The organism is Proteus sp. G4380, from assembly GCF_963885725.1.
Classification (GTDB): Bacteria; Pseudomonadota; Gammaproteobacteria; order Enterobacterales; family Enterobacteriaceae; genus Proteus; species Proteus mirabilis.
Genome location: NZ_CAWPAV010000020.1, coordinates 1 through 21,797 on the forward strand (window position 1 = coordinate 1; position 21,797 = coordinate 21,797).

Consider the following 21,797-nt stretch of genomic DNA (forward strand, 5'->3'; position numbering starts at 1 on the left):
ACCGCACCTTATATAAGATGCAGTTTTAAATAATATGTTAATGGCTCTTTTTTCTAAAAGCGAATGCAACTGAAAGTGCTTGTAGTAAACATAATGTTGAGGTTTGAGAACGAAACATTTTTATTTGTGCTTCTTTTACAGTTAAACAAACATCACTTAGACTTGCTAATGGGCTTATGGGGCTATCTGTTACAATAATTTGTTTAGCCTCTTTATAAGCTGCAATCTCACACATTTTTTGCATTTCTTCTGAATAAGGGTGGAAATGGATGCCAAACAGCACATCTCTATGTGTAATATTCCTAAGTTGTTCTTTATACATTCCCCCTAGGCAATTAACAAAGACGGTTTCACAAGGGATATGAGAAAGCGCGTGAAAAAAATAGCTCGCAGCACTAAAAGAATGGTGAAAACCACCTATATAGATAGTTTCTGCATACTCAAGTAGTTGTATAGTTTTATTTAACATATCCTTATGGGTTTGATGAGCTAACTGTTGCAAAGCGTGGCTATTGGCTTGTGCAAACTCTTGCAGAATATAATCTGGCTCATTTAAGTTTGGTGGTTCCTTTTTGTATTGCTGCTTATAGGTTAATTTTTCATTATCCATTTCACCCATTAAATGACGTTGAAATAAAAGTTTCATTTCATTAAATCCTTTGAAATGAAATGCATTGGCAAAACGGATTAATGTTGATGGAGGAACATTTGCTTTATCTGCAAGGATCGCGATTGTATCAAATGCTACACTGTTTTTATTATCCAAAAGATAATGTGCAACCTGCTGTAGCCTTTTACTTAATCCATTATAGCGGGAGCGAACTTGTTCCTGTAGTTCATTCAGATTTGTTGCAGTAGACATAGTGCCCTCAATAAAAATACGGCTACAATTGTAGTGTTTTTTCAAGTCAAATTGAATGTTTTTAGTTAATAACTATTAAAATGAAATCATGAGTTAATTTTAATTAAATAAATAACCTAAAGGTAATTATTCAATGTTAAAATCTCTATTCGTGTTAAAAGTAAGATGGTTTATTATCATAATGTGAAACTATTTTTTTGAGTTTAACTTTGGGTGAAATAATTATTTCAAGTCTAAAGTAAAACCCATTATATTATTTTAAGTCTTATGGTGGGCTATTTTTTATTTGTGATTGTGTTTTTTAATTCATTTTAAATTTAATTTATTGCCATATTTTAAGTTGTTTTGTTGGTGTTTATTACTAATTTAAAATAGATTAGTGTTTTTGTGCGCAATGGCTAATATTTATAATAGGTTACTTGCCTTATTAGATAATAATAGTAATTTATTGCTATCTTTATTTTAAATTATTTGAAGGCTTAGATTGTTGTATGGATAGTGAGGATGTTTGGTTTTATTTCTTGATGTGTTATTTTCATGAACACTATTCTGAACTTATTTCAGTTATTTTTATTATTAGCTTTATTGGAATTATTTGGGGTATTATTCATGAAATGCGCTGGCTATCTGTTTTTTTTACACTACCGCTGTTAATTTTTGTGGTTGGACTCATTTTTTCTAATTCTTGAGTTTAGGCGATGTTAAGTAAATCATATATAGCTTTGTAAATTTTTTCGATATTAAAATTAACTGACTCGCCTATTTATTCTCATTTCATTTCGCTACTTTTCTTTTATCGTAACAATATTAATACAGTAATAATATTAAGTTAATTTTTTGTTACACCTTCGACTTTACTGTTACATAAATCGCCTATATACTGTTTTTTGTATATATTATAATCAATAATTATATTGATAAATTAATCAATAAGGCAACTAATAAGCGATAATGACTCATTGATTATTATTGAAAAAGATAAACAAATAATTTGTTGAATTTTAGACTAACATTTTATATTTAATCTACTAATATAGTTAACGGCTTGTTAATAAAATATCGATTGAGGATCATTATGCAGTGGCGGAATACATCTACTCGCTATGGGCACTTGTCGCTTCTTTTACATTGGGGGACAGCATTAACCGTCTATGGCATGTTTGCCCTAGGATTGTGGATGGTAAATTTAGGCTATTACGATAGCTGGTATCATTCAGCCCCTGAAATACATAAAAGTATAGGGATAATTCTATTTATTGTTCTTCTTTTCCGAGCAATTTGGCGTTGGATTTCTCCTCCACCAACAGCATTATCCAGCTATAGTCGACTTACTCGCATTAGTGCCCATGTGGCTCATATGCTGTTATATCTAATTTTATTTGCCATCATTATAAGTGGCTATTTAATTTCTACTGCTGATGGTCAGCCAATATCTGTATTCGATTGGTTCTCAGTACCTGCTGTTTTCACAGGGGAAGGGGAGCAAGCTGATTTAGCCGGTGATGTACATCTTTATTTAGCCTGGGCGGTTGTTGTGTTATCGCTATTACATGCCGCGGGTGCATTAAAACATCACTTTATAGATAAAGATATTACATTGAAACGTATGCTTGGCATAAAAACACAATAATTAAATTTATATTACCCTGTTAATAACAATATTATGGAGAGAACAATGTTTAAGAAGGCGTTATTGAGTTTAACTGCAGGTGCATTATTATTTAATGCTAGCTCAGCATTAGCGGCTGATTATCAAATTGATAAACAAGGGCAGCATGCTTTTGTGCAATTTCGTATCCAGCACTTAGGTTATAGCTGGTTATACGGCACATTTAAAGATTTTGATGGAAGCTTCACTTACGATAAAGAAGATCCTTCAAAAGATAAAGTCGATGTTGTGATTAAAACGGGTAGTTTAGATACTAATCACGCTGAACGTGACAAACACTTACGTAGTGCTGATTTCTTTAACGTCAGTAAATATCCTGAAGCTAAGTTTGTCTCAACCAAAGTGACTCGTGATGGTGAAAATTATACGGTGACGGGTGATTTAACACTTAATGGCGTTACAAAACCAATTTCACTAAATGCAAAATTAATCGGTGAAGGTACTGATCCGTGGAAAGGGTATCGCGCTGGTTTTGAAGCAACAGGTAAAGTTAATCTGAAAGAGTTTAACTTTAAATCAGATTTAGGACCAAAATCGCAAGAAGCAGAATTAATCATCTCTGTTGAAGGTGTGAAAAAAAATTAAACGTAGCGAATATTGGTAAGCAATAATTTGCGATATCACCTAATAGATTAAAAACTGATGCTTTTAGCATCAGTTTTTTTTACTTAAGATACGTAACTTGTCTTATACTTACTTAAGAAAATTTCTGTAAGATAGATAAATCGTTATTAATTATTAGAGAGTTTATTTTTTATAAGTGATAAGAAAGTGGTCAAAATGAGGAAAATAAGATTAAGCTTATCTAATAATTTAAAGGTGAAAAATTATGCTAAAAAAATTACGACATACTTTATTAAGTACATTAATTATTTCAGGTACCTTTTTAAGTAGTATAACTACGGCGCAAGCTTGTACCCGAGTTGTTTATTTAGGTGAAAATAACCAAATAATTACCGCTCGTTCTATGGACTGGAAATACGAAATTGGTACTAATTTATGGATATTCCCTCAAGGAATGCAACGTTCTGGTGAGGCTGGTGATAATTCAGTTCAATGGCAATCAAAATATGGTAGTGTGATTGCATCAGGTTATGATATTTCTACTACTGATGGTATTAATGAAAAAGGATTAGTGGCTAATTTATTATGGCTTGCTGAATCAGATTACCCAAGTTATTCCAAAGATAAGCCTGCAATGGCTATTTCTGCATGGGCACAATATGTATTAGATAATTTTGCTACTGTTGAAGAGGCGGTAACTGCTTTAAAAGATGAGCCTTTTATTGTCTTAACAGACAAAGTACCCGGACAGGATAGAGTCGCAACGTTACATTTATCATTGTCTGACAGTTCTGGTGATAGCGCAATTATTGAATATATTGATGGTAAACAGGTGATCCACCATAGCCGAAAATATCAAGTGATGACTAACTCCCCTATATTTTCTGAACAGTTAGCATTAAATAGCTATTGGCAGCAGATTGGTGGTACGGTAATGTTACCGGGTACTAATAGAGCATCGGATCGTTTTGCAAGAGCCTCTTTTTATATTAATGCTATTCCTAAATCGCAATCGAGCAAAAAATCACTTGCCAGTGTATTTGGGGTGATCCGCAATGTTTCGGTGCCTTATGGATTAAGTACCGTAGAATCTCCAGAAATATCATCGACTCGTTGGAGAACTGTCGCTGATCATAAAAATCAGCTCTACTTTTTTGAATCTGCATTATCACCAAATACTTTTTGGGTTGATTTGAAACAAATTGATTTTTCAAAAGAAACAGGAAAAGTGATGATGTTAGCGTTAGGCCAAGAGCAGTCAACGATTTATTCAGGAGATGCAAGCTCTCAGTTTAAGCCAGCGAAACCTTTTAAATTTAAAGGGTTAGAAAATATACCAATACAAAATTAATAGAAATTAGATAAAAATGAAGTTATCGGCAGTCGTTAATTTTATGGAGACATCGTCTTTTAGCAGAAAGACGATGTCTTTCTTATTGATCTTGAATAGTCTTTTTATTATTTACTCGATATTACTTTCTCGTGGTGTTTATCTTGATTGGGAAATACACGGTTTTGCTGACTGGCTAAAATCGTTAGGTATATTGAAATTACTTGATATTCCTAAAGTGATGTTAGCGAGTGCACTTATTTTGCTCTCTTTCTTTATGTATATGGGGGCGCGGATTGCGTGGTGCGTTTCATTAATATTATTAGTGACGATCGTTTTTTTAGATGTCGCGGTTTATCACCAAGCTGGTACTCAAGCCTATACTTCATTAGCATTAGCCATTGTATTGGTTATCAGCCGGCGTGCTTTTCCTCATCATAGCTTAACCAGTGCCGGTTTTGTTGCTTTTATCTGTACGATTTCGCTACTGAGTTTCTCTATGTTAGGCAGCCTCTATATTGGTGATGAATTTAAACCACATATCACAACGTTAATGGATGCTTTCTACTTTTCCATTGTCTGTATGACAACACTTGGTTTTGGCGATATCGTTCCTATCTCAAGTAATGCGAGAATGTTTACCCTAACAGTGGTTATTTTGGGGATCACTGTTTTTACGACTTCTATTGTTTATGTGATGGGATTTTTGGCTCGTGGTACTCGCGATATTGTGAAGAAAAGGATCGCTAAAATGCATGATCATTTTATTATTATTGGCTCTTCAATGTTGGCAGCACAATTAGAGAAAGGGCTTAGAGAGCAAGGTAAACCGGTTATTGCGATTTGTTCGGATAAAAAGCAAGCCATGTATGATAAAGAAGCCAATATTATTGAAGGTGATCCAACCAATGTAAAAACATTACAAACGGCAAATATTCGCCAAGCGAGTTGGGTGGCGACGTTATCTGAAAGTGATGCGGAAAATACCTTTATTTTATTAACTATTCAAGAGTGTCCAGACCTTCAAGCGAAATTAATCACTATCATTAATAAAGATGAGAATAGAGAAAAAATAAGTCGATTACGTCCAGATATGCTGTTGTCTTTAGCTTCGTTAGGCAAAGAAATTATGATGAAAGTCCTTTGTGGTGAATCTATTAATTCGTCTGATGTTACTGATTTATTAATCAATAAATATTTAAAATAATGTATGTCAAAAATCACCCTTTACCTAAGAGAGTGATTGCAATAAGATGTATTTAAAATGCATCTTAATAGAGGTTGAATTATGGAACTTGTTACGTATAAAACGCTACCTGAATGGCACTTAACAGCGATCCCTTTAGCATTATTAGAGCGTCATAACACAAAAGAAGGCACTTATGCGCAAATGCGGATATTACAAGGGAGTATGACATTTGTGCTATTTAAGGATGATGGAGAACAAGTGTTCTTAGAGTGTGATAGCGAAAATCAGCCTCCGCTTATTCAACCTCAGCAATGGCATAAAATCGATAAAGCGAGTGATGATGTACTTTGCCAGCTCTCTTTTTTATGCACTCCCGAAGATAAATTTTTTAAAGAAAATGATTTGTCATTACCTCATTCGGAAGTGCGTTATATGGCAACATTGACTACCCCATGTAAAGTGCTTGATTTAGGCGCAGGGCGTGGTCGTAATAGCTTCTATTTAGCATTACAAGGTTATGATGTGACCGCATTAGATATTAATGCCGCTCATATTGATGCAATTGAAGCCGTCAAAGCTAAAACCGGTTTAGCGATCAAAAGCGGCTTATATGATATAAATGAAGCAGCATTAAATGAGAAATACGATATTATTATTTCTACTGTGGTTTTGATGTTTTGCCAGCGTCAACGTATCGCAGATATTATTAAAAATATGCAGGAGTGTACAAATCCAGAGGGGATTAATGTCATTGTTTGTCCTGTTGAAACAGCAAATAGTGGATCTGCTGAAGTTCCTTTCAAAACCTTCTTGCGCCAAGGTGAGTTAGCGGATTATTATCAAGGCTGGGATATTATTAAATATAATGAAAATCCAGGGCATCTACATAAAACTGATGCTAATGGTAATCGTATTCAACTTAATTTTGCGACATTAATTGCGCGTAAAAAATAATAAATAGATGGTGAGAAAAATACCCTCGTTAGATCACAGCGAGGGTATTTTAGTATTTGAAAACTATAGGGGCTCTTTGGGAGCCTCTGTTTTTTCTTTGGCTTCTGAGCGTTGTAGTATTCTTTCGAGTAGAACCGTATAAATAGGTCGCCCGCCTAATAATTGCGCCAGCATGGTTGCGCCAAGACAGGTAATTATCATTGGCAAAATAAGTTGATAGTTATCGGTCATTTCTAGAACTAACACAATCCCAGTTAGTGGTGCTCTCACCGTTGCGGCAAATAAAGCACCCATTCCAGCAATAGCAAAAGTGCCAATTTGAATTTGATAATCAGGGAAAAGATAGGTTGCCATTAATCCAAAAGCGCTACCAAAGAGTGTGCCTAAGGCTAATGTGGGGGCAAAAATTCCTCCTGGTGCACCGGAGGAGAAGCTGATAATGGTGGTGATGGTACGTAACACAAAAAATATTAGCAGTGCAGTTAACGAATATCCTCCGGCACTTAATGCAGGAATAATACTAAAACCGCCTCCGGTTATTTCAGGAATAATCAACGCAAGTAAACCACATGCACCACCAATCACGCCACCGGCTAAAACAAAACGTGAGGTTTTATCTTGATAAAAATGTTGGAATTGTGTTTGAACATAAAACAGTAATTTACTAAAAATAACCCCAACAACACCAAATAACATTCCTAACACTAAATAGAGCCACAGTGTATTCATCGGCGCTGAAGAAAATTTATCTATCTGTATGACGCCTCCTTCACCATTAATTAGGCGAAATACAATACAAGACATGATCACGCCAATGAAGACGGATTTAATAGAGATAAGATTATATTTAAATTGTGGTCTCATCTCTTCAATAATAAATAGAATGCCTGCCAAGGGAGCATTAAAGGCAGCCGTTAAACCGGCAGCAGCCCCTGTGGCTAATAGTGTTTGGCGTGTTCCTTTATCTTTAACGCGAGAGACATCATTAACGAGTTGACCAATATTAGCCCCTAGTTGCACGGTGGGGCCTTCACGACCAAGTACCATACCTGAGCCTAAAGTACCGATACTGGCTATAAATTTTACTGGCAATACCCGCCACCAACGAACTGGCCGAATATCTATCATTGCCCCTTCAATTTCCGGTATACCTGAACCACCAGATTCTGGTGAAAACTTCTTCACTAAGTAGTAGCCACTCATGGCTAAAAGAGAGGAAACAAGTAACGTGCCAATAGCCAAAAGATAAGGGTTGGTTAATACCTCGGCTAATTTAGCTTGTCTTAAATGAATGACCCAGCCAACGGCTTTTTCAAATAGTACCCCAATTAATCCGGCTAACGTACCGATAATGGCGGAAAGAATAAGTGTTTTCACCGGGGCAAGGTTAGTTTCTTTCGCTTTTCTAAACCAATTAAAGCGTTGTTGATTTTGCGATTTTTTGATCGTGTTTCGCTGATACATAATTTATGTTTTATATATAAATAACAATGTATCTAATAATAGCGTAATTTAATCATCAAGTGATATTTCTCACATAATGTAATCAATTTCATAATTAGTCGGTTTTTTTTCTAGCATATTTCCTTTTTTTCATCTTTAGTGTATCTGATAACAAAAAATATATATTTACATAACATTTGGATAAAAAGGGTAACGTATGGATTTCATCACAAATATATTAAGCGCTATTAATGGCGTGGTGTGGGGAGTACCGATGTTAGTCGGTATTCTAGGCATCGGTCTATTTATGCAGTTTAGACTCTCTTTTCTGCCAATTAGAAAATTAGGTACAGGATTTAAACTCTTATTTGAGAAAAATGATAAAAGAGGTGAGGGGCAAATCTCACCTTTTAATGCATTAATGACGGCGCTTTCTGCCACTATCGGTACGGGCAATATTGCTGGAGTCGCTACAGCGGTTGTATTAGGTGGACCGGGAGCGCTATTTTGGATGTGGATGACTGCTTTAGTCGGTATGGCGACTAAATATTCAGAAGCTGTGTTAGCGGTACGTTTTCGTGAGGTTGATAAATACGGCAACTACGTAGGCGGACCGATGTATTATATTAAAAACGGTTTAGGTAAAAAATGGCTTTGGTTAGGAACGCTATTTGCTATTTTTGGTAGTTTTGCCGGCTTCGGTATAGGTAATACGGTACAGGCAAACTCAGTGGCGGATGTTTTGCAAAGTAATTTTGGTATTTCTACCACAGTGACAGCAATTGCATTAGTTATTTTAGTCGGTGCTGTATTAATTGGTGGAATTAAGCGTATTGCTGATGTTGCCGGTAAATTAGTGCCCATTATGACAGTAGGGTATTTTGGGGCAGGGATTGTCGTACTTGCACTGAATATTACTGCTATTCCTGATGCATTTATGTTGATTGTAAAATCTGCTTTCACACCGGTTGCTGCGCAAGGTGGGTTTGCTGGTGCGGCTGTTTGGGCGGCAATACGTTTTGGTGTTGCACGAGGTGTATTCTCCAATGAAGCAGGATTAGGTAGTGCACCCATTGCTCATGCGACAGCCAAAACACAAAACCCGATCCGTCAAGGCTTAATTGCCATGTTGGGGACTTTCATTGATACCATTATTGTCTGTTCTGTCACCGGATTAACGATTGTGATCACCGGACAGTGGCTGACAGGGCAAAGTGGGGCAACACTTACTGCAAGTTCGTTCTCTATGGCTATCCCTGGAGGTAACTATATTGTTGCGATCGCATTGGCTGTTTTTGCTTTTACCACTATTTTAGGTTGGAGCTATTACGGTGAGAAATGTGTGCAATATCTATTTGGACCGAAAGCCATTATGCCTTTTCGTATTGCATGGTTAATTGCCTTGCCAATTGGCGCGACTCAATCCTTAGAATTTGTTTGGTTACTTGCTGATACATTAAATGCGATGATGGCTATTCCTAACTTAATTGCATTAGCACTGCTTAGCCCCATCGTTTATCGTCTAACAAAAGACTATATAAAAGATGTTAATGCGGTTGATATTGATCTAAATGAACAAGTGAATTCTGTAAGCAAAAAAGAAGCAGAAGCGGAATAAACGCGTTTGTTTATCTAAGGCTAAATGACCATCTAAACGAATAACCGTATGTGAGCAGTTAATATTAGATATTAGGAAAAGCGCATACGGTTTTTTGTTGCTTACAGCAAATAAAAAGCCTTCTGGGGAGAAGGCTAAGAGATGAGTATAGATAATTATATTTATAAGAATATGCTTAACTAGAGGTTAATTATTCTTTGGTACTAATGAAGATGTTTTTCACTTGGCTGTAGGCATCTAACATCATTTTATGCGTTTCACGACCTAAGCCTGATTTTTTATAACCGCCAAATGGTGCATGAGCAGGAAGTTCATGATAAGTATTTACCCACATACGGCCAGTTCTAACGGCTTTTGCAACTCGTAGTGCGCGGTTAATATCTTGAGTCCAGACACCACCACCAAGGCCATATTCAGAGTCATTAGCCATTTCAATAACATCTTCTTCATTATCAAATGGGATCACACATAATACAGGGCCAAAAATTTCTTCACGTGCGACACGCATTTGGTTTGTGGCATTGATAATAATGGTTGGGCGAACAAAAAAGCCATCATCAAACCCTTCACCCGTAATACGCTCACCTCCTGTGAGTATGGTTGCACCTTCTTTTTTGGCCAGCTCAACATACCCTAAAATGGTATCCATTTGCGCTTGGCTGACTTGAGTACCCATTTGTGTATTAGGATCAAGTGGATCACCAACACGGATACGCTCAAATTCTGCTTTTAACTCTTTTAAGAATGCGTCATGAATATCTCTATGTAAGAATAAACGGGAGCCAGATTCACAGGCCTGTCCTTGGTTCATCAATATCGCTAGTGCGGAATATTTAACGGCTTTTTTCATATTCGCATCAGGGAAGACGATATTGGCTGACTTACCCCCCAATTCTAAAGTGGCTGGTACCATTTTTTTCGCCGCCGCAGCTGCAACGGTATAACCTACATTGGTTGAACCGGTAAATGCTAGTTTATCAATGTCTTGGTGTTCTAGAATAGCTTGTCCAGCAACAGATCCACGACCAGTAACAATATTTATAACACCGGCTGGTAATATTTCATTTAAAATACGACCTAGCTCTAATAATGAAAGTGAGGTGAGTGTGGCTGGATTAATAACAACGGTATCTCCAGCGGCGATGGCAGGGGCTAATTTCCAAGCAGCCATTAATAATGGAAAATTCCATGGAATAATTTGTCCAACGACACCAATGGGCTCACGAATAACAAGACTCAGGGTATTTTCGTCTAAGACAGCACTTTCATCGGTATGAGAGCGTATCACGCCTGCAAAATATCGAAAATGGTCAATAGAGGCGGGTAAATCGATGTTTTTCGATTCATTGAGTGGTTTACCGTTATCAAGAGACTCAATCCAAGCAAAACGTTCTTGCTCTTGTTCTAAACGGTCAGCAATTTTTAATAATAGCGCTTGGCGTTGAGCAGGAGAGGTTTTACGCCAATGATCAAAAGCTTTACGAGCCGCTTTTACAGCAAGATCAACGTCTTCAGCTGTACCTGATGGATATTCACTTAATAACTCACCGGTTGCGGGACTATAGGTTTTGGTCGTTTGTTGCGATGTACTGGATACCCATTCGCCGCCAATTAACATTTTATAGCTTTCTAAGGGACGAAATTCGGATGGAACATTATTTAATTTAATCATTTTTAATCTCCAGTGTAGGGGGAGTATCGTCAAATTCTATAGTTTCATTTCGTAATACTCGTACTATTAAAATATATCAATTGTAGTAATTTTATTAGCTATTGATGCAATAGGTAATATTAACTATCAAAAATAATAAATAGATATTATGTATACAATGAGAACTAATTAATTTAATCGATTCACCTCACTCTTTTTTAGCTGAGATATAACAAAATCATCCCGTGCGACACTGCAACATTTCTTCTCAATTTCCCTTATAAGAAAAGCCCTTTACTTTGTTTACTCACCCTCTTACGAGGTGTGAAGCCAAATCAACAGAAAAAAAAGCAAGCTCTTAAGCACAGCAATAAATTGCGTTAGATCAAACATGGCGCAGATTATTTCATCTGACACTTTTCCTACTATAAAAATGGCGTATTCTTATGTTGCATATTTAATGCAACTTATAAAAATAAAGCGTCATCTTATAGAAGGAATTCGATATGTATTGTGTGCAATGTGAACAAACAATGAGAACACCTGTTGGTAATGGTTGTGCCTATGCACAAGGTATGTGCGGTAAAACAGCAGAAACCTCTGATCTACAAGACTTATTGGTGGCAGTATTAGAAGGGCTGTCAGCATGGGCATTAGCTGCGCGTAGTGTTGATATTATTGATCACGATATAGACAGCTTTGCGCCACGGGCTTTCTTCTCGACGTTAACCAATGTTAATTTTGATTCTGAACGTATTGTTGGATATGCCAAAGAGGCTATTTATTTACGTGAAAGCTTAAAATCACGTACGTTAGCCAAAAATGCAGCCATCCAAGTCGCTCATCCTAAAGCCGAAATTCAATTAGAAGGCAACGACTTAGCCAGTCTACAGAAACAAGCCCAACGCTTTGCATTAAATAATGATAAAGCGCAAGTGGGGGATGATCTGCATGGTTTACGTATGCTTTGCTTGTATGGCTTAAAAGGTGCTGCTGCTTATATGGAGCATGCTCATGTTTTAGGCCAGTACGATGATGAAATTTATGCTGAATATCATCGTTACATGGCATGGTTAGGTACCGATCCTGCGGATATGAATGAGTTGCTAGACAATGCAATGGGCATTGGTCAAATGAACTTTCGTATTATGGCGTTATTGGATAAAGGTGAAACTCAAGCTTATGGTGATCCAACCCCTGTTTCCGTTAATGTACGCCCAGTAGCAGGTAAAGCTATTTTAATTTCAGGCCATGATCTGAAAGATTTACAGATGCTACTTGAACAGACCGAAGGTAAAGGCATTAATGTTTATACGCACGGTGAAATGTTACCCGCCCATGGTTATCCAGAGCTGAAAAAATATAAACACTTAGTCGGTAACTACGGAAGTGGTTGGCAGAATCAACAAAGTGAATTTGCCAAATTTCCTGGCCCTGTGTTAATGACATCTAACTGTATTATTGATCCTAATGTGGGGAACTATGGCGATCGTATTTGGACGCGTAGTATTGTTGGTTGGCCGGGTGTGAAACACATTAAAGGTGATGATTTCTCTGAAATGATTGAGCAAGCGCTCTCTTTAGAGGGATTTCCGTACAGTGAAATTGAACACTTAATTACTGTTGGATTTGGTCGTCAAACACTCTTAAATGCGGCTGATACAGTGATTGATTTAGTTTCACAGAAAAAACTTCGTCATGTCTTCTTAGTTGGGGGATGTGATGGTAGTCGTGGTGAACGTAGCTACTATACCGATCTTGCTCGTGCCATTCCCCAAGATTGCTTAATTATGACATTAGCTTGTGGTAAATATCGCTTTAATAAACTTGATTTTGGCACATTAGAGGGCTTACCGCGCTTACTTGATGTGGGTCAGTGTAACGATGCCTACTCTGCGATTATGCTAGCGGTTAATCTTGCAGAAAAATTAGGTTGTGGTGTAAATGATTTACCCCTGTCCTTGATTTTGTCGTGGTTTGAACAAAAAGCGATTGTTATTTTATTAACCCTACTCTCATTAGGGGTAAAAAATATTTATACTGGGCCGACTGCGCCTGCATTTTTAACCGATAATTTGCTCGCAATACTTAATGAAAAATTTGGTATGCGTGCGATCACCACGCCAGAACAAGATCTTCAAGAAATTCTTTCTGCTTAATTTATTTATTCATCATCATTGCCGAAGCCTAAAGGCTTCGGTAAGGAAGCAATATCCATGACGATGCCAACAGCTCTTTGTCCTAATCGTATGCAAGTTCACTCTATCCATCAGGAAACCCCGGAAGTGTGGACACTGAATTTAATTAACCATGATTTTTATCGCTATAAACCCGGCCAATTTGCACTAGTCAGTATTAATAATAGCGATGAAACGATGCGAGCTTATACGCTCTCGTCTTCTCCGGGATTAAGTCCTTTTGTCTCTTTAACGGTTCGTCGCATCGACAATGGGGTGGGGTCAACGTGGTTAACATCCCAAGTTAAGCCGGGGGATTATCTCTGGTTATCAGACGCACAAGGGGAGTTCACCTGTGCAGATAGAGAAGGAACGCGCTATTTAATGCTCGCTGCGGGGTGCGGTGTAACCCCTATTATGTCGATGACGCGTTGGTTGTTAAATAATCAACCTAAAGCGGATATCACGGTCATTTTTAATATTCGCGAACAGAGCCAATTTATTTTTGAAAAAGAGTGGTTAGAGTTAGCTAATGCTTATCCCTATAATCTCAATTTTATTATGATGCCTAAATTACCGGATGATAAGGGAATTTTTAGTGGACGTATTTCACAAGAAAAACTAGCCGCTTTAGTGCCTGATATTGCCAATCGTACTGTTATGTGTTGTGGGCCTAATAGTTATATGGAAGATACTGCGCGTTTTGCCAAAAATCTTGGTGTTTGTGCAGAGAATATTTTTATGGAACGTTTTGGTGATGAGCCAATGTGTGTTGATGAAGCACAACAACTTACTATGACTATTCGTCATCCGTTAAGGCAAATTAACGTACCGGTGGGGATGACATTATTAACAGCGATGGAAGAAAACAGTGTTCCTGTTTTGGCTGCTTGTCGTGCTGGAGTGTGTGGTAGCTGTAAAACACGCATTGTGAAAGGTGATTATGAGGTCACCAGCACCAGTACTTTAACTGCTGATGAGATAGCACAAGGTTATGTTTTAGCCTGTAGTTGTCGATTAACAGGTGATGTTGAACTAGCCTAATCATTCATTTTATTATCTATTCTTTATCTATCCTTCTATTTTACCCCGCTAATTTATTAGCGGGGTTTTTTGTTATTATTTTTAAAAAGAGAGTTTATTTATTCAATATAATATATAACACGTAAAGCTATAATGAATTAAATATTTATTTTACTTAATTAGCAGTTTACTGATACACATTCTGCTATTATTTAATTTATGATAGGGAAAGGGGGGATATATGAGAAAATTGTTATTTATTTGTTTATTTACTGTCATACTTTCTGGTTGCGAAAAAAATCAAACCCTAGATGGCTCTAATGTTGAGTCATTACGAATATCGATTGTAGAAATGCGCAATTCATTACCGCTTGAAGAGCAGCAACGCTTTGATGAAGCAATAGAATTAGCCATGCTAAATGATATTAATTTTAATGATTTAGTCATTGCTGGGCGCAATAAAAATGCTGATATGATCACGCGAAAAATGTGTCAATCGTTAGATGGTAAAACAGTCAATGAGATCTTCTCACAAGCTGAAGAAATAAAAGTACAAAAATTAGCATTAAAATAATCAATTAATAACCAATTTATTTAAAACTATTTTATTCATCTCTATTTGAGGTGAGTATTTAATTAATGATGTAAAAAATAAGCGATTTAAGATTTATCAATAGAACTTAAACAAAACTACGATGAGACTTTTCATTATAATGTGAGTGGTTATAATGCGCGCCGCATTCGCAAGAAAAGTGCAGTATCTCGTTAGGCGAGGCTCCTATACAAACACAGGTTACTGATCTGACGACGTCGAGAGACGCCCAAGATTAGGACAAGATATATCGACCGAAGGTATATCTCCATGTAACTTCCAGTATTCATCGGATACGTTGTATAGTGCTAAAACCGAGACGTGTAGATAGCTTTTGCATTCTCGCATCTGGTTTCGCCCCTATTGAGAACTGATTTGCTAAACACAAACAGTCATAGGGAACCAAAAAAATGAAATTTACTCCTCAACATAAAATGGATGCTGCATTAATGGCAGGCACATCCTTAAACACACCCAATAATCATTCAATACAAGAGCAACATCATCGTTTAAAAGATGATGCTACCGTTAGTGCTTATATGAGCCAGAATTATATTTCTGTTTCTGTCGCAGATTCGGTTGAACATGTAAAAGCACAGCTGGTTAATGATTTAAAAGATGAATTAATTCCAACTTATCTGTATGTCGTAGATAAAGATAATTATCTTAACGGTATTTTGCCGGTTAAATCATTACTACTTGCTGATAATGGGCTTTTTGTTTCGGATATTATGCGCCAAACATTTTTCTCAGTTTCACCGGAGCAAAGCCGACATGATGTTTATCAGTTAATTAGCCAAAGTGGTTTAGACAGTGTACCTGTGATGCATTTTGGTAAGTTAGTTGGTGTATTACGGCCTCAAGATATTGCTGATTTAATTGAAGATGAAAATACGCTAGATGCACAAATGCAGGGGGCAACGTCGCCATTAGAACAACCTTATTTAGAGACAAGTCCGGTTACTTTGTGGCGTAAACGTGTTGTCTGGCTATTAATGCTGTTTATTGCTGAAGCTTATACCAGTACGGTGTTACATGCTTTTGAAGACAGACTTGAAGCTGCTATCTCTTTAGCTTTCTTTATTCCATTATTAATTGGTACTGGTGGCAATAGCGGTACACAAATTACCTCAACATTAGTACGTGCCATGGCATTAGGTGAGGTGAGCTTGCGTAATGTATGGTCAGTATTAAGAAAAGAGATCACGACCTCGATAATGGTGGCTTTAACCATGGGAATAGCAGGATTTATTCGTGCTTGGACCTTAGGGGTTGGCATGGAAGTGATGATAGTGGTGGGATTAACGCTAATTTCAATTACGGTTTGGAGTGCTATTGTCTCTTCTATTATTCCAATGGTATTAAAGCGTATTGGTGTTGATCCTGCGGTGGTGTCTGCACCTTTTATTGCAACATTTATTGATGGTACTGGGCTTATTATCTACTTTGAAATAGCATCTCATACCATGAGTGTGTTTGCTTAATATATCAATTCTCCCCTATTTATACCGAATAAAGCCGATAAACTAACAAGTTATCGGCTTTATTTTTTGTTTGCTAGCTTACTTTTTTTTACTCTTTAATTAATTGTAAAATCGCCTGACAATGACGACAACGATACTGGGTTTCTCCTCGTTGTACTTTATTGTGTCGGCGAAGAGTTAACTGGTGTATTTCTTGGCAGCGACAAGCATAGCTAAACGTTTTTGCTGTTACATTGCTGATATCAAAATGATGGGTCCGTTTCGCACTCACCTGTAACACAGTTTCCATCATCCATTTCCACTCCTTGCCATGAGGTGCCACACGACCAAAATGGCGACTAACTAGCAGATGTGCTAATTCATGAGGAATAACTTCTTCAATAAAATTCTGTTTATTTTCAATCAATAATGTAGGATTAAGACGGATCTCCCAATTTGCATAATAGGCACTGCCTGCAATAGTTCCTCTCTGGTTATATTGTAGAGTGGGTTCTGGGTAATCTGTATTAAGATATTTATTGGCCTGTTGCAGTTTTTCACGCAGTGTACGCATAACACTTTGCACTAAGGCGATAGGGACTCTTACTGTTTTCATATTAGAGAGCATATAGCGCCTTATTAAAACACGCAATAAAAGAAAACTTGCACAATATATAAATTAACATATTATTAAAAAGTATATTGATTATGGAGTTTACCATGACACAACGAGTTCAACCTGATTTATTGGAAGCCATGAAATTAGCGGCTAATGAAGCCTCTAGTATGCTGAAAACGCTAGGCAATGGTGATCGACTACTCTTATTGTGCCAATTAAGTCAGGGCGAAAAAAGTGTCAGTGAATTGGAAGAAAGTTTAGGGATCCGCCAGCCTACGCTTTCTCAACAACTTACTGTGTTAAGAAATGAAGGGCTTGTGAATACTCGTCGTGATGGAAAACGTATTTTTTATTCTATTGCTGATGAAAAAGTATTGGTGCTATTAAATACACTTTATCAGCTATATTGTCCTATAGCAGGTTAACTTATGAATATAGATTGGGTTCACTTTACGCCTTGGAGCTCGGCATTGGGTGGGCTATTAATAGGTTTAGCAGCGGCTATTTTATTACTGTTTAATGGTCGTATTGCAGGTATTAGTGGGATTTTAGGAGGAGTATTAACCACTAACCAACAAGGTAATGGGTGGCGATGGGCATTTTTACTCGGTATGTTGATTACACCGACACTATTTTATCTATTTGATAAACCGTTAACACCTATTATCGACGTTTCACCTTGGCAGTTGATCATTGCCGGTGTACTGGTGGGAGCAGGTACACGTCTGGGGAATGGCTGTACCAGTGGGCATGGAATTTGCGGATTAGCACGATTATCGCGTCGTTCTATTGTTGCAGTTCTTGTCTTTATGGTGACGGCATTTGTGACTGTGTATATTCAACGCCATGTCATCGGAGGCTAAGATAATGACCAAATTAATTGCTTTTATTAGTGGCCTATTATTTAGTGCTGGATTGATCATCGGTGGTATGAGCAACCCACAAAAGATCTTGGCATTTTTAGATATTCGTGGGGATTGGGATCCGTCATTGTTATTTATTATGGGGGCGGGGCTTATCGTCAGTGCTATTAGTTACCAAATTGCACGTCATCGTCAACAAAGTTTATTAGCCTGTCCTCTGGCCATTCCAACTAAAACAGTGATTGATAAACCTCTCGTCTTCGGCAGTATCTTATTTGGTTTAGGATGGGGGCTTGCGGGTATTTGCCCTGGACCGGGTTTGGTATTAGCGGGGGGTGGTTTTACCCAAGGTGTATTATTTGTGTCAGCTATGATTGTTGGGTGGCTAATTATTGGGTTAATTCGCAAACCACAATAATCATCACTATTTTAATCACACGCGATAAAAAACAACAAACGGACCGCATTAGCTGTCTGTTTGTTGTTTAATCTTGTTACGGGATTATTTAAAATCTGCGTAAGGAATAAGCGGGTTAGGCGGAAGATCTAAATCACCATTCCATCCATCAAATGAATAGCGTAAATACATTAGTGCATGGCTTGGCGTATAGTTTTTCGCTTGCTGAATATCGATAGCGGCACCTATAAACCAATGTGGTGTTATTCGATGTTCAATTAATGCTCTTGCTGTATAACCAAAACCATGACCCGAATCCCCCTTATCAATGATATTTCTCTCATGCTTAAATATTTCTTTTATGGGATCAGAATTAAATTTATCGCTTGAAACGAGATTTTGTAATGGATAACGTCTGCTATCATCGGTTTTTGAATAAGACCAAGAGAGAGAGCCAGATACTTCCCATGACCAATTTTCAGTACGTTGACGGTAATTAACGGGCAGTGAGAATGAGAGATATTGTTGTGGGCTATAATAACCCCCTTGCCCCAAGGTGTAGCCACTAAGATCTTTATTGTAATGCCAAAGCATGCTATTTAAGCCAACAGAAATGCGGCGATCATTTTCATTGATTAACTTATAGTAATAACCACCCATGGCTTTTACACTGCTGTTATTTTTAACATTTTTTCCTGTTAATCTATCAAACGATATTTCTCCCCAATACCCATCCTTGCCTCCCAGATCATAACTGCCACTTAAACGAAGCCCCGTTTTTCTTACTCCTCCCCAAACTTGATTGGTCCAACTATCACGTTGGCCTGCAAAGGCAAGTAATGAGCTATTTACCGGGCGACGGTGAAGATCTACACTCCAACCGAGATGATAAAAACTATCGTTATAAGCAATTTTACCTACCCAATCAGTTACATTAAAACCGAGTGGCGTGGTACCTAAATCCCATTGCCATTGCTCATTTTCCCAACCGATAGCAGGACTAACACCAAAGGCTTTTTGCTTTAGAGGGAAACAACCTGTGCGATAACAACTACCAAATTTAGCATCGTATGGCGCTGTACCTAATGTGCCACTATTTAAGTGCACAAAATCAGTACGCCAAAAGAAACGTCCATGATAAATAGGATGATCCAGTTGTAACATGGTGGTATGAGCGCGTAATTTAGAGTATCCCTCACTGCCATTTGATCCCCAATAATCATGCTCTAGGGTAAAACGCCACTCTTGTTGACGATAAAGGGTACTTGCATCATCACGTACACTACGTGATAGCCAATTATCATTTAGGTTGTTACGCATAAGTGTGGTGTATTCAATATTGTTTTTTGGCAGTGTATGCGTGATACCCTCTTTTAGCATCGCTTGTTGATAATAGTGATGAGCGGATTGAACTTGTTGGCTATCACGATAAAAACGACCAATATCACGTAAAATTAATCCATCAGCACTATCTGGCTCCTTGTCAACTTGGCGAGCTAAATAGATAAAATAGTGTTTGGCTTTATCAATATTTCCCGTCGTTTTTTCAGCGTTTGCTAAACGTCTTAGTGAATAGTGGTTAAATTTTTCAGGAGATAATTGTTCTATCTGAGCTAAGTAATAACGAGCTTGATCTATTTGATGTTGCGCTAAAGATATCTCTGTTGCACCTAATAGTGCTGTTTCATTATTAGGCGCTAAATTTAATACTGTATGATAATAATTTAATGCTTGATTGAGTTGGTCATCTTCTTCGGCCCATTGCGCTAATAACAGATAGCTTTCTATTTTTTGCTCAGGAGGAATATGGGTGAAAAGATATTCGACAGCTTGCTGTTGTTGGTTATGTTCTCTTAGTGATTGTGCATGCGCCATAATTTGACCAAAACGTAATTGGCTATCTAAGGCGTTCATACTTTCACTGCGCTGCGATAAAGGGATCGTCTTTAAGGTGTTAAGTGCTTGTTGTGCTCGCCCTGTTTTATTGAGATATAACGCATAGGCATATCGTCGAGAGGGATCATTAGGTCGTCGTTGATTAAGTTGATTAAAGTAATCCTCAGCAAGTTGGGGTTGTTGAGTGATAAGTAAATCATCCGCCAGACGATAAATATTCCAGACTTCATCGGGATACGCTTTAGCGATAGCCTTACGTTTCTCAATCGCACTGAGATAGTGTTGTTGCTGTTCATCATCAGCAGCTAAGTCTTGTTGTATACCTGAAATGATATACCCATAGTCTTGGGCTAAATTTTTGTATTGCTGTGATGTCAAGTTAGCCATAAATTGGGCGGCTTTTTGATGCGATTGTTGACGATAGAGCTTGGTCAGGCTATGCAAAGTCGCCGCATCATTAGGCTGATATTGTAGCGCTTGTTGATAATAACGTTCAGCTTGCTCTAATTGATGCAGCGCCAACTCGATATCCCCTAAACCAATATAAGCTTCACTTTTATAGGGGCTGAGTTGACGTACTTGGGTAAAATAGTGCTTAGCGGCAGAGTACTCTTGATTTAATAACGCTTCATCAGCCTTGGCAAGTAAATGCCAATATTGATTTGATTGCAACAGCGTACGCCACAAATCACTATCATCGTGTTTGGGGGACAATGTGAGTGCTTGAGAAAGATAATAAATCGCGGGTGCCCGTTGATTTGCGCGCGAATAGCGCACGCCTAATGTTCCTATTATGTCTGCATTATCAGGCTGCTGGCGTAATTGCTGTTTTAATGCGCGAATAGATAGTGTGTTATAGGAGACAGAGCCCGCCGATGCGGTAGATAATGCTGGGGTAAGATGATATTGCTGATAGATATTAGCTATCTGTTGGTTATTGGGATAAGTGTGATAAATCTGCTTAATACGTGCCATTTTGTTGGCATGGCTTGAAGCAATTAATACATTGAGATACTCAAGGGCTAACCCTTCATCGGGGGGCGTGCCTTGGTAAATATCATCATATAATTGCAAGGCTTCATCATAACGCCCCGCAGTCTGATAAAGGTAGGCTTTTTGTAGGATTTGGCGGTTATCTTCATGGGTTAATGATAGTAGCCTAATCGCACGTTGATATTGTTCAGTATTTTCGCCATGCATACGTAATTGCTCAACCAGTTGTTGTGCTTTTGCTGTTTCTTTTTGTTTTACAGCAAATTGGATACACATTAACAACACACTAGGATCGTTCGGTTTTATAAGTGATAAACGATACAGTGATTGAGAAACTAAAACATCGTTACTTTTCGAGTTGCCTAGTCTAACTTGCTCATATAAAAAAGTTTCAGTCGGATCATCTGCGGCTTGCGTGACAGGCAAAATGCCTGCCAGCAAACTAAGAGCAAGGAGATATTGGCGATATTGATAACAAATGCGCCACATCATAA

At 37.7% G+C, this 21,797-nt stretch carries 18 protein-coding genes and 1 riboswitch; of the genes, 13 read left to right on the forward strand and 5 right to left on the reverse strand.

The genetic code is table 11. The annotated features are described in order from the left end of the window. Positions 1-37: 37 nt before the first annotated feature. Complete coding sequence (locus AACU98_RS00980) at positions 38-862, reverse strand: MurR/RpiR family transcriptional regulator (protein ID WP_004244186.1); 825 nt, start codon at positions 860-862, stop codon at positions 38-40. A gap of 1,075 nt (positions 863-1,937) precedes the next feature. Between AACU98_RS00980 and AACU98_RS00985 the strand changes: the two genes are divergently transcribed. From AACU98_RS00985 to tehB, 5 genes are all read left to right on the forward strand, one after another. Then, on the forward strand, positions 1,938-2,492 hold the full coding sequence (locus AACU98_RS00985) for a cytochrome b (RefSeq protein WP_004244184.1): 555 nt from the start codon (positions 1,938-1,940) through the stop codon (positions 2,490-2,492). A 45-nt stretch (positions 2,493-2,537) separates the two neighbouring features. Continuing rightward, positions 2,538-3,116: a YceI family protein gene (locus AACU98_RS00990; RefSeq protein WP_004248606.1), complete on the forward strand. Its 579-nt coding sequence runs from the start codon at positions 2,538-2,540 to the stop codon at positions 3,114-3,116. A gap of 244 nt (positions 3,117-3,360) precedes the next feature. After that, the gene (locus AACU98_RS00995; RefSeq protein WP_004244182.1) at positions 3,361-4,446 is read left to right on the forward strand and encodes a linear amide C-N hydrolase; all 1,086 of its coding nucleotides are present in this window, start codon (positions 3,361-3,363) and stop codon (positions 4,444-4,446) included. 73 nt (positions 4,447-4,519) lie between these two features. Next, the gene (locus tag AACU98_RS01000) at positions 4,520-5,632 is read left to right on the forward strand and encodes an NAD-binding protein (RefSeq protein WP_237612766.1); all 1,113 of its coding nucleotides are present in this window, start codon (positions 4,520-4,522) and stop codon (positions 5,630-5,632) included. 81 nt (positions 5,633-5,713) lie between these two features. Continuing rightward, a complete protein-coding gene (tehB, locus tag AACU98_RS01005) occupies positions 5,714-6,568 on the forward strand; it encodes an SAM-dependent methyltransferase TehB (RefSeq protein ID WP_004244180.1) in 855 nt (284 codons plus the stop codon). A gap of 63 nt (positions 6,569-6,631) precedes the next feature. Here the strand turns inward: tehB and clcA are convergent, their stop codons facing one another. After that, positions 6,632-8,032, reverse strand: a complete 1,401-nt coding sequence (gene clcA / locus AACU98_RS01010; protein WP_161735361.1) for a H(+)/Cl(-) exchange transporter ClcA — start codon at positions 8,030-8,032, stop codon at positions 6,632-6,634. A gap of 196 nt (positions 8,033-8,228) precedes the next feature. On the opposite strand from clcA, the gene AACU98_RS01015 reads away from it, so the two are divergent. Continuing rightward, positions 8,229-9,629: an alanine/glycine:cation symporter family protein gene (locus tag AACU98_RS01015; RefSeq protein ID WP_004244176.1), complete on the forward strand. Its 1,401-nt coding sequence runs from the start codon at positions 8,229-8,231 to the stop codon at positions 9,627-9,629. A gap of 190 nt (positions 9,630-9,819) precedes the next feature. Here AACU98_RS01015 and AACU98_RS01020 read toward each other — a convergent pair whose 3' ends face one another. Then, positions 9,820-11,301 (reverse strand): aldehyde dehydrogenase family protein, encoded by a 1,482-nt coding sequence (locus AACU98_RS01020; protein ID WP_004244174.1) that lies wholly within the window; start codon positions 11,299-11,301, stop codon positions 9,820-9,822. A gap of 485 nt (positions 11,302-11,786) precedes the next feature. Here AACU98_RS01020 and hcp point away from each other — a divergent pair, with 485 nt between their 5' ends. From hcp to AACU98_RS01040, 4 genes are all read left to right on the forward strand, one after another. Beyond that, a complete protein-coding gene (gene hcp, locus AACU98_RS01025) occupies positions 11,787-13,439 on the forward strand; it encodes a hydroxylamine reductase (RefSeq protein WP_004244173.1) in 1,653 nt (550 codons plus the stop codon). Positions 13,440-13,496: 57 nt separating this feature from the next. Next, complete coding sequence (gene hcr, locus AACU98_RS01030; protein WP_161735363.1) at positions 13,497-14,501, forward strand: NADH oxidoreductase; 1,005 nt, start codon at positions 13,497-13,499, stop codon at positions 14,499-14,501. Positions 14,502-14,721: 220 nt separating this feature from the next. Further along, positions 14,722-15,054 (forward strand): DUF6694 family lipoprotein, encoded by a 333-nt coding sequence (locus tag AACU98_RS01035; RefSeq protein WP_004244170.1) that lies wholly within the window; start codon positions 14,722-14,724, stop codon positions 15,052-15,054. A gap of 180 nt (positions 15,055-15,234) precedes the next feature. Continuing rightward, positions 15,235-15,406: riboswitch (M-box (ykoK) riboswitch) on the forward strand. Positions 15,407-15,482: 76 nt separating this feature from the next. Beyond that, positions 15,483-16,556, forward strand: a complete 1,074-nt coding sequence (locus AACU98_RS01040; protein ID WP_049217444.1) for a magnesium transporter — start codon at positions 15,483-15,485, stop codon at positions 16,554-16,556. A gap of 88 nt (positions 16,557-16,644) precedes the next feature. On the opposite strand, the gene AACU98_RS01045 is transcribed toward AACU98_RS01040, so the two are convergent. Continuing rightward, positions 16,645-17,151 carry a SprT family zinc-dependent metalloprotease gene (locus AACU98_RS01045; protein ID WP_012368246.1) on the reverse strand — a complete coding sequence of 169 codons (507 nt, stop codon included), beginning with the start codon at positions 17,149-17,151 and terminating at the stop codon, positions 16,645-16,647. A 104-nt stretch (positions 17,152-17,255) separates the two neighbouring features. Here AACU98_RS01045 and AACU98_RS01050 point away from each other — a divergent pair, with 104 nt between their 5' ends. Genes AACU98_RS01050 through AACU98_RS01060 form a run of 3 tightly spaced genes read left to right on the forward strand, consistent with a single transcriptional unit; the run spans position 17,256 to position 18,435 of the window. Beyond that, a complete protein-coding gene (locus tag AACU98_RS01050) occupies positions 17,256-17,579 on the forward strand; it encodes an ArsR/SmtB family transcription factor (RefSeq protein WP_004248583.1) in 324 nt (107 codons plus the stop codon). Between the two features lie 3 nt (positions 17,580-17,582). Continuing rightward, on the forward strand, positions 17,583-18,017 hold the full coding sequence (locus AACU98_RS01055) for a YeeE/YedE family protein (RefSeq protein WP_004244158.1): 435 nt from the start codon (positions 17,583-17,585) through the stop codon (positions 18,015-18,017). 4 nt (positions 18,018-18,021) lie between these two features. After that, positions 18,022-18,435, forward strand: a complete 414-nt coding sequence (locus AACU98_RS01060; protein ID WP_004248580.1) for a DUF6691 family protein — start codon at positions 18,022-18,024, stop codon at positions 18,433-18,435. 84 nt (positions 18,436-18,519) lie between these two features. Here the strand turns inward: AACU98_RS01060 and bcsC are convergent, their stop codons facing one another. Beyond that, positions 18,520-21,795: a cellulose synthase complex outer membrane protein BcsC gene (bcsC, locus tag AACU98_RS01065; RefSeq protein ID WP_161735365.1), complete on the reverse strand. Its 3,276-nt coding sequence runs from the start codon at positions 21,793-21,795 to the stop codon at positions 18,520-18,522. Between the last annotated feature and the right edge of the window lie 2 nt (positions 21,796-21,797).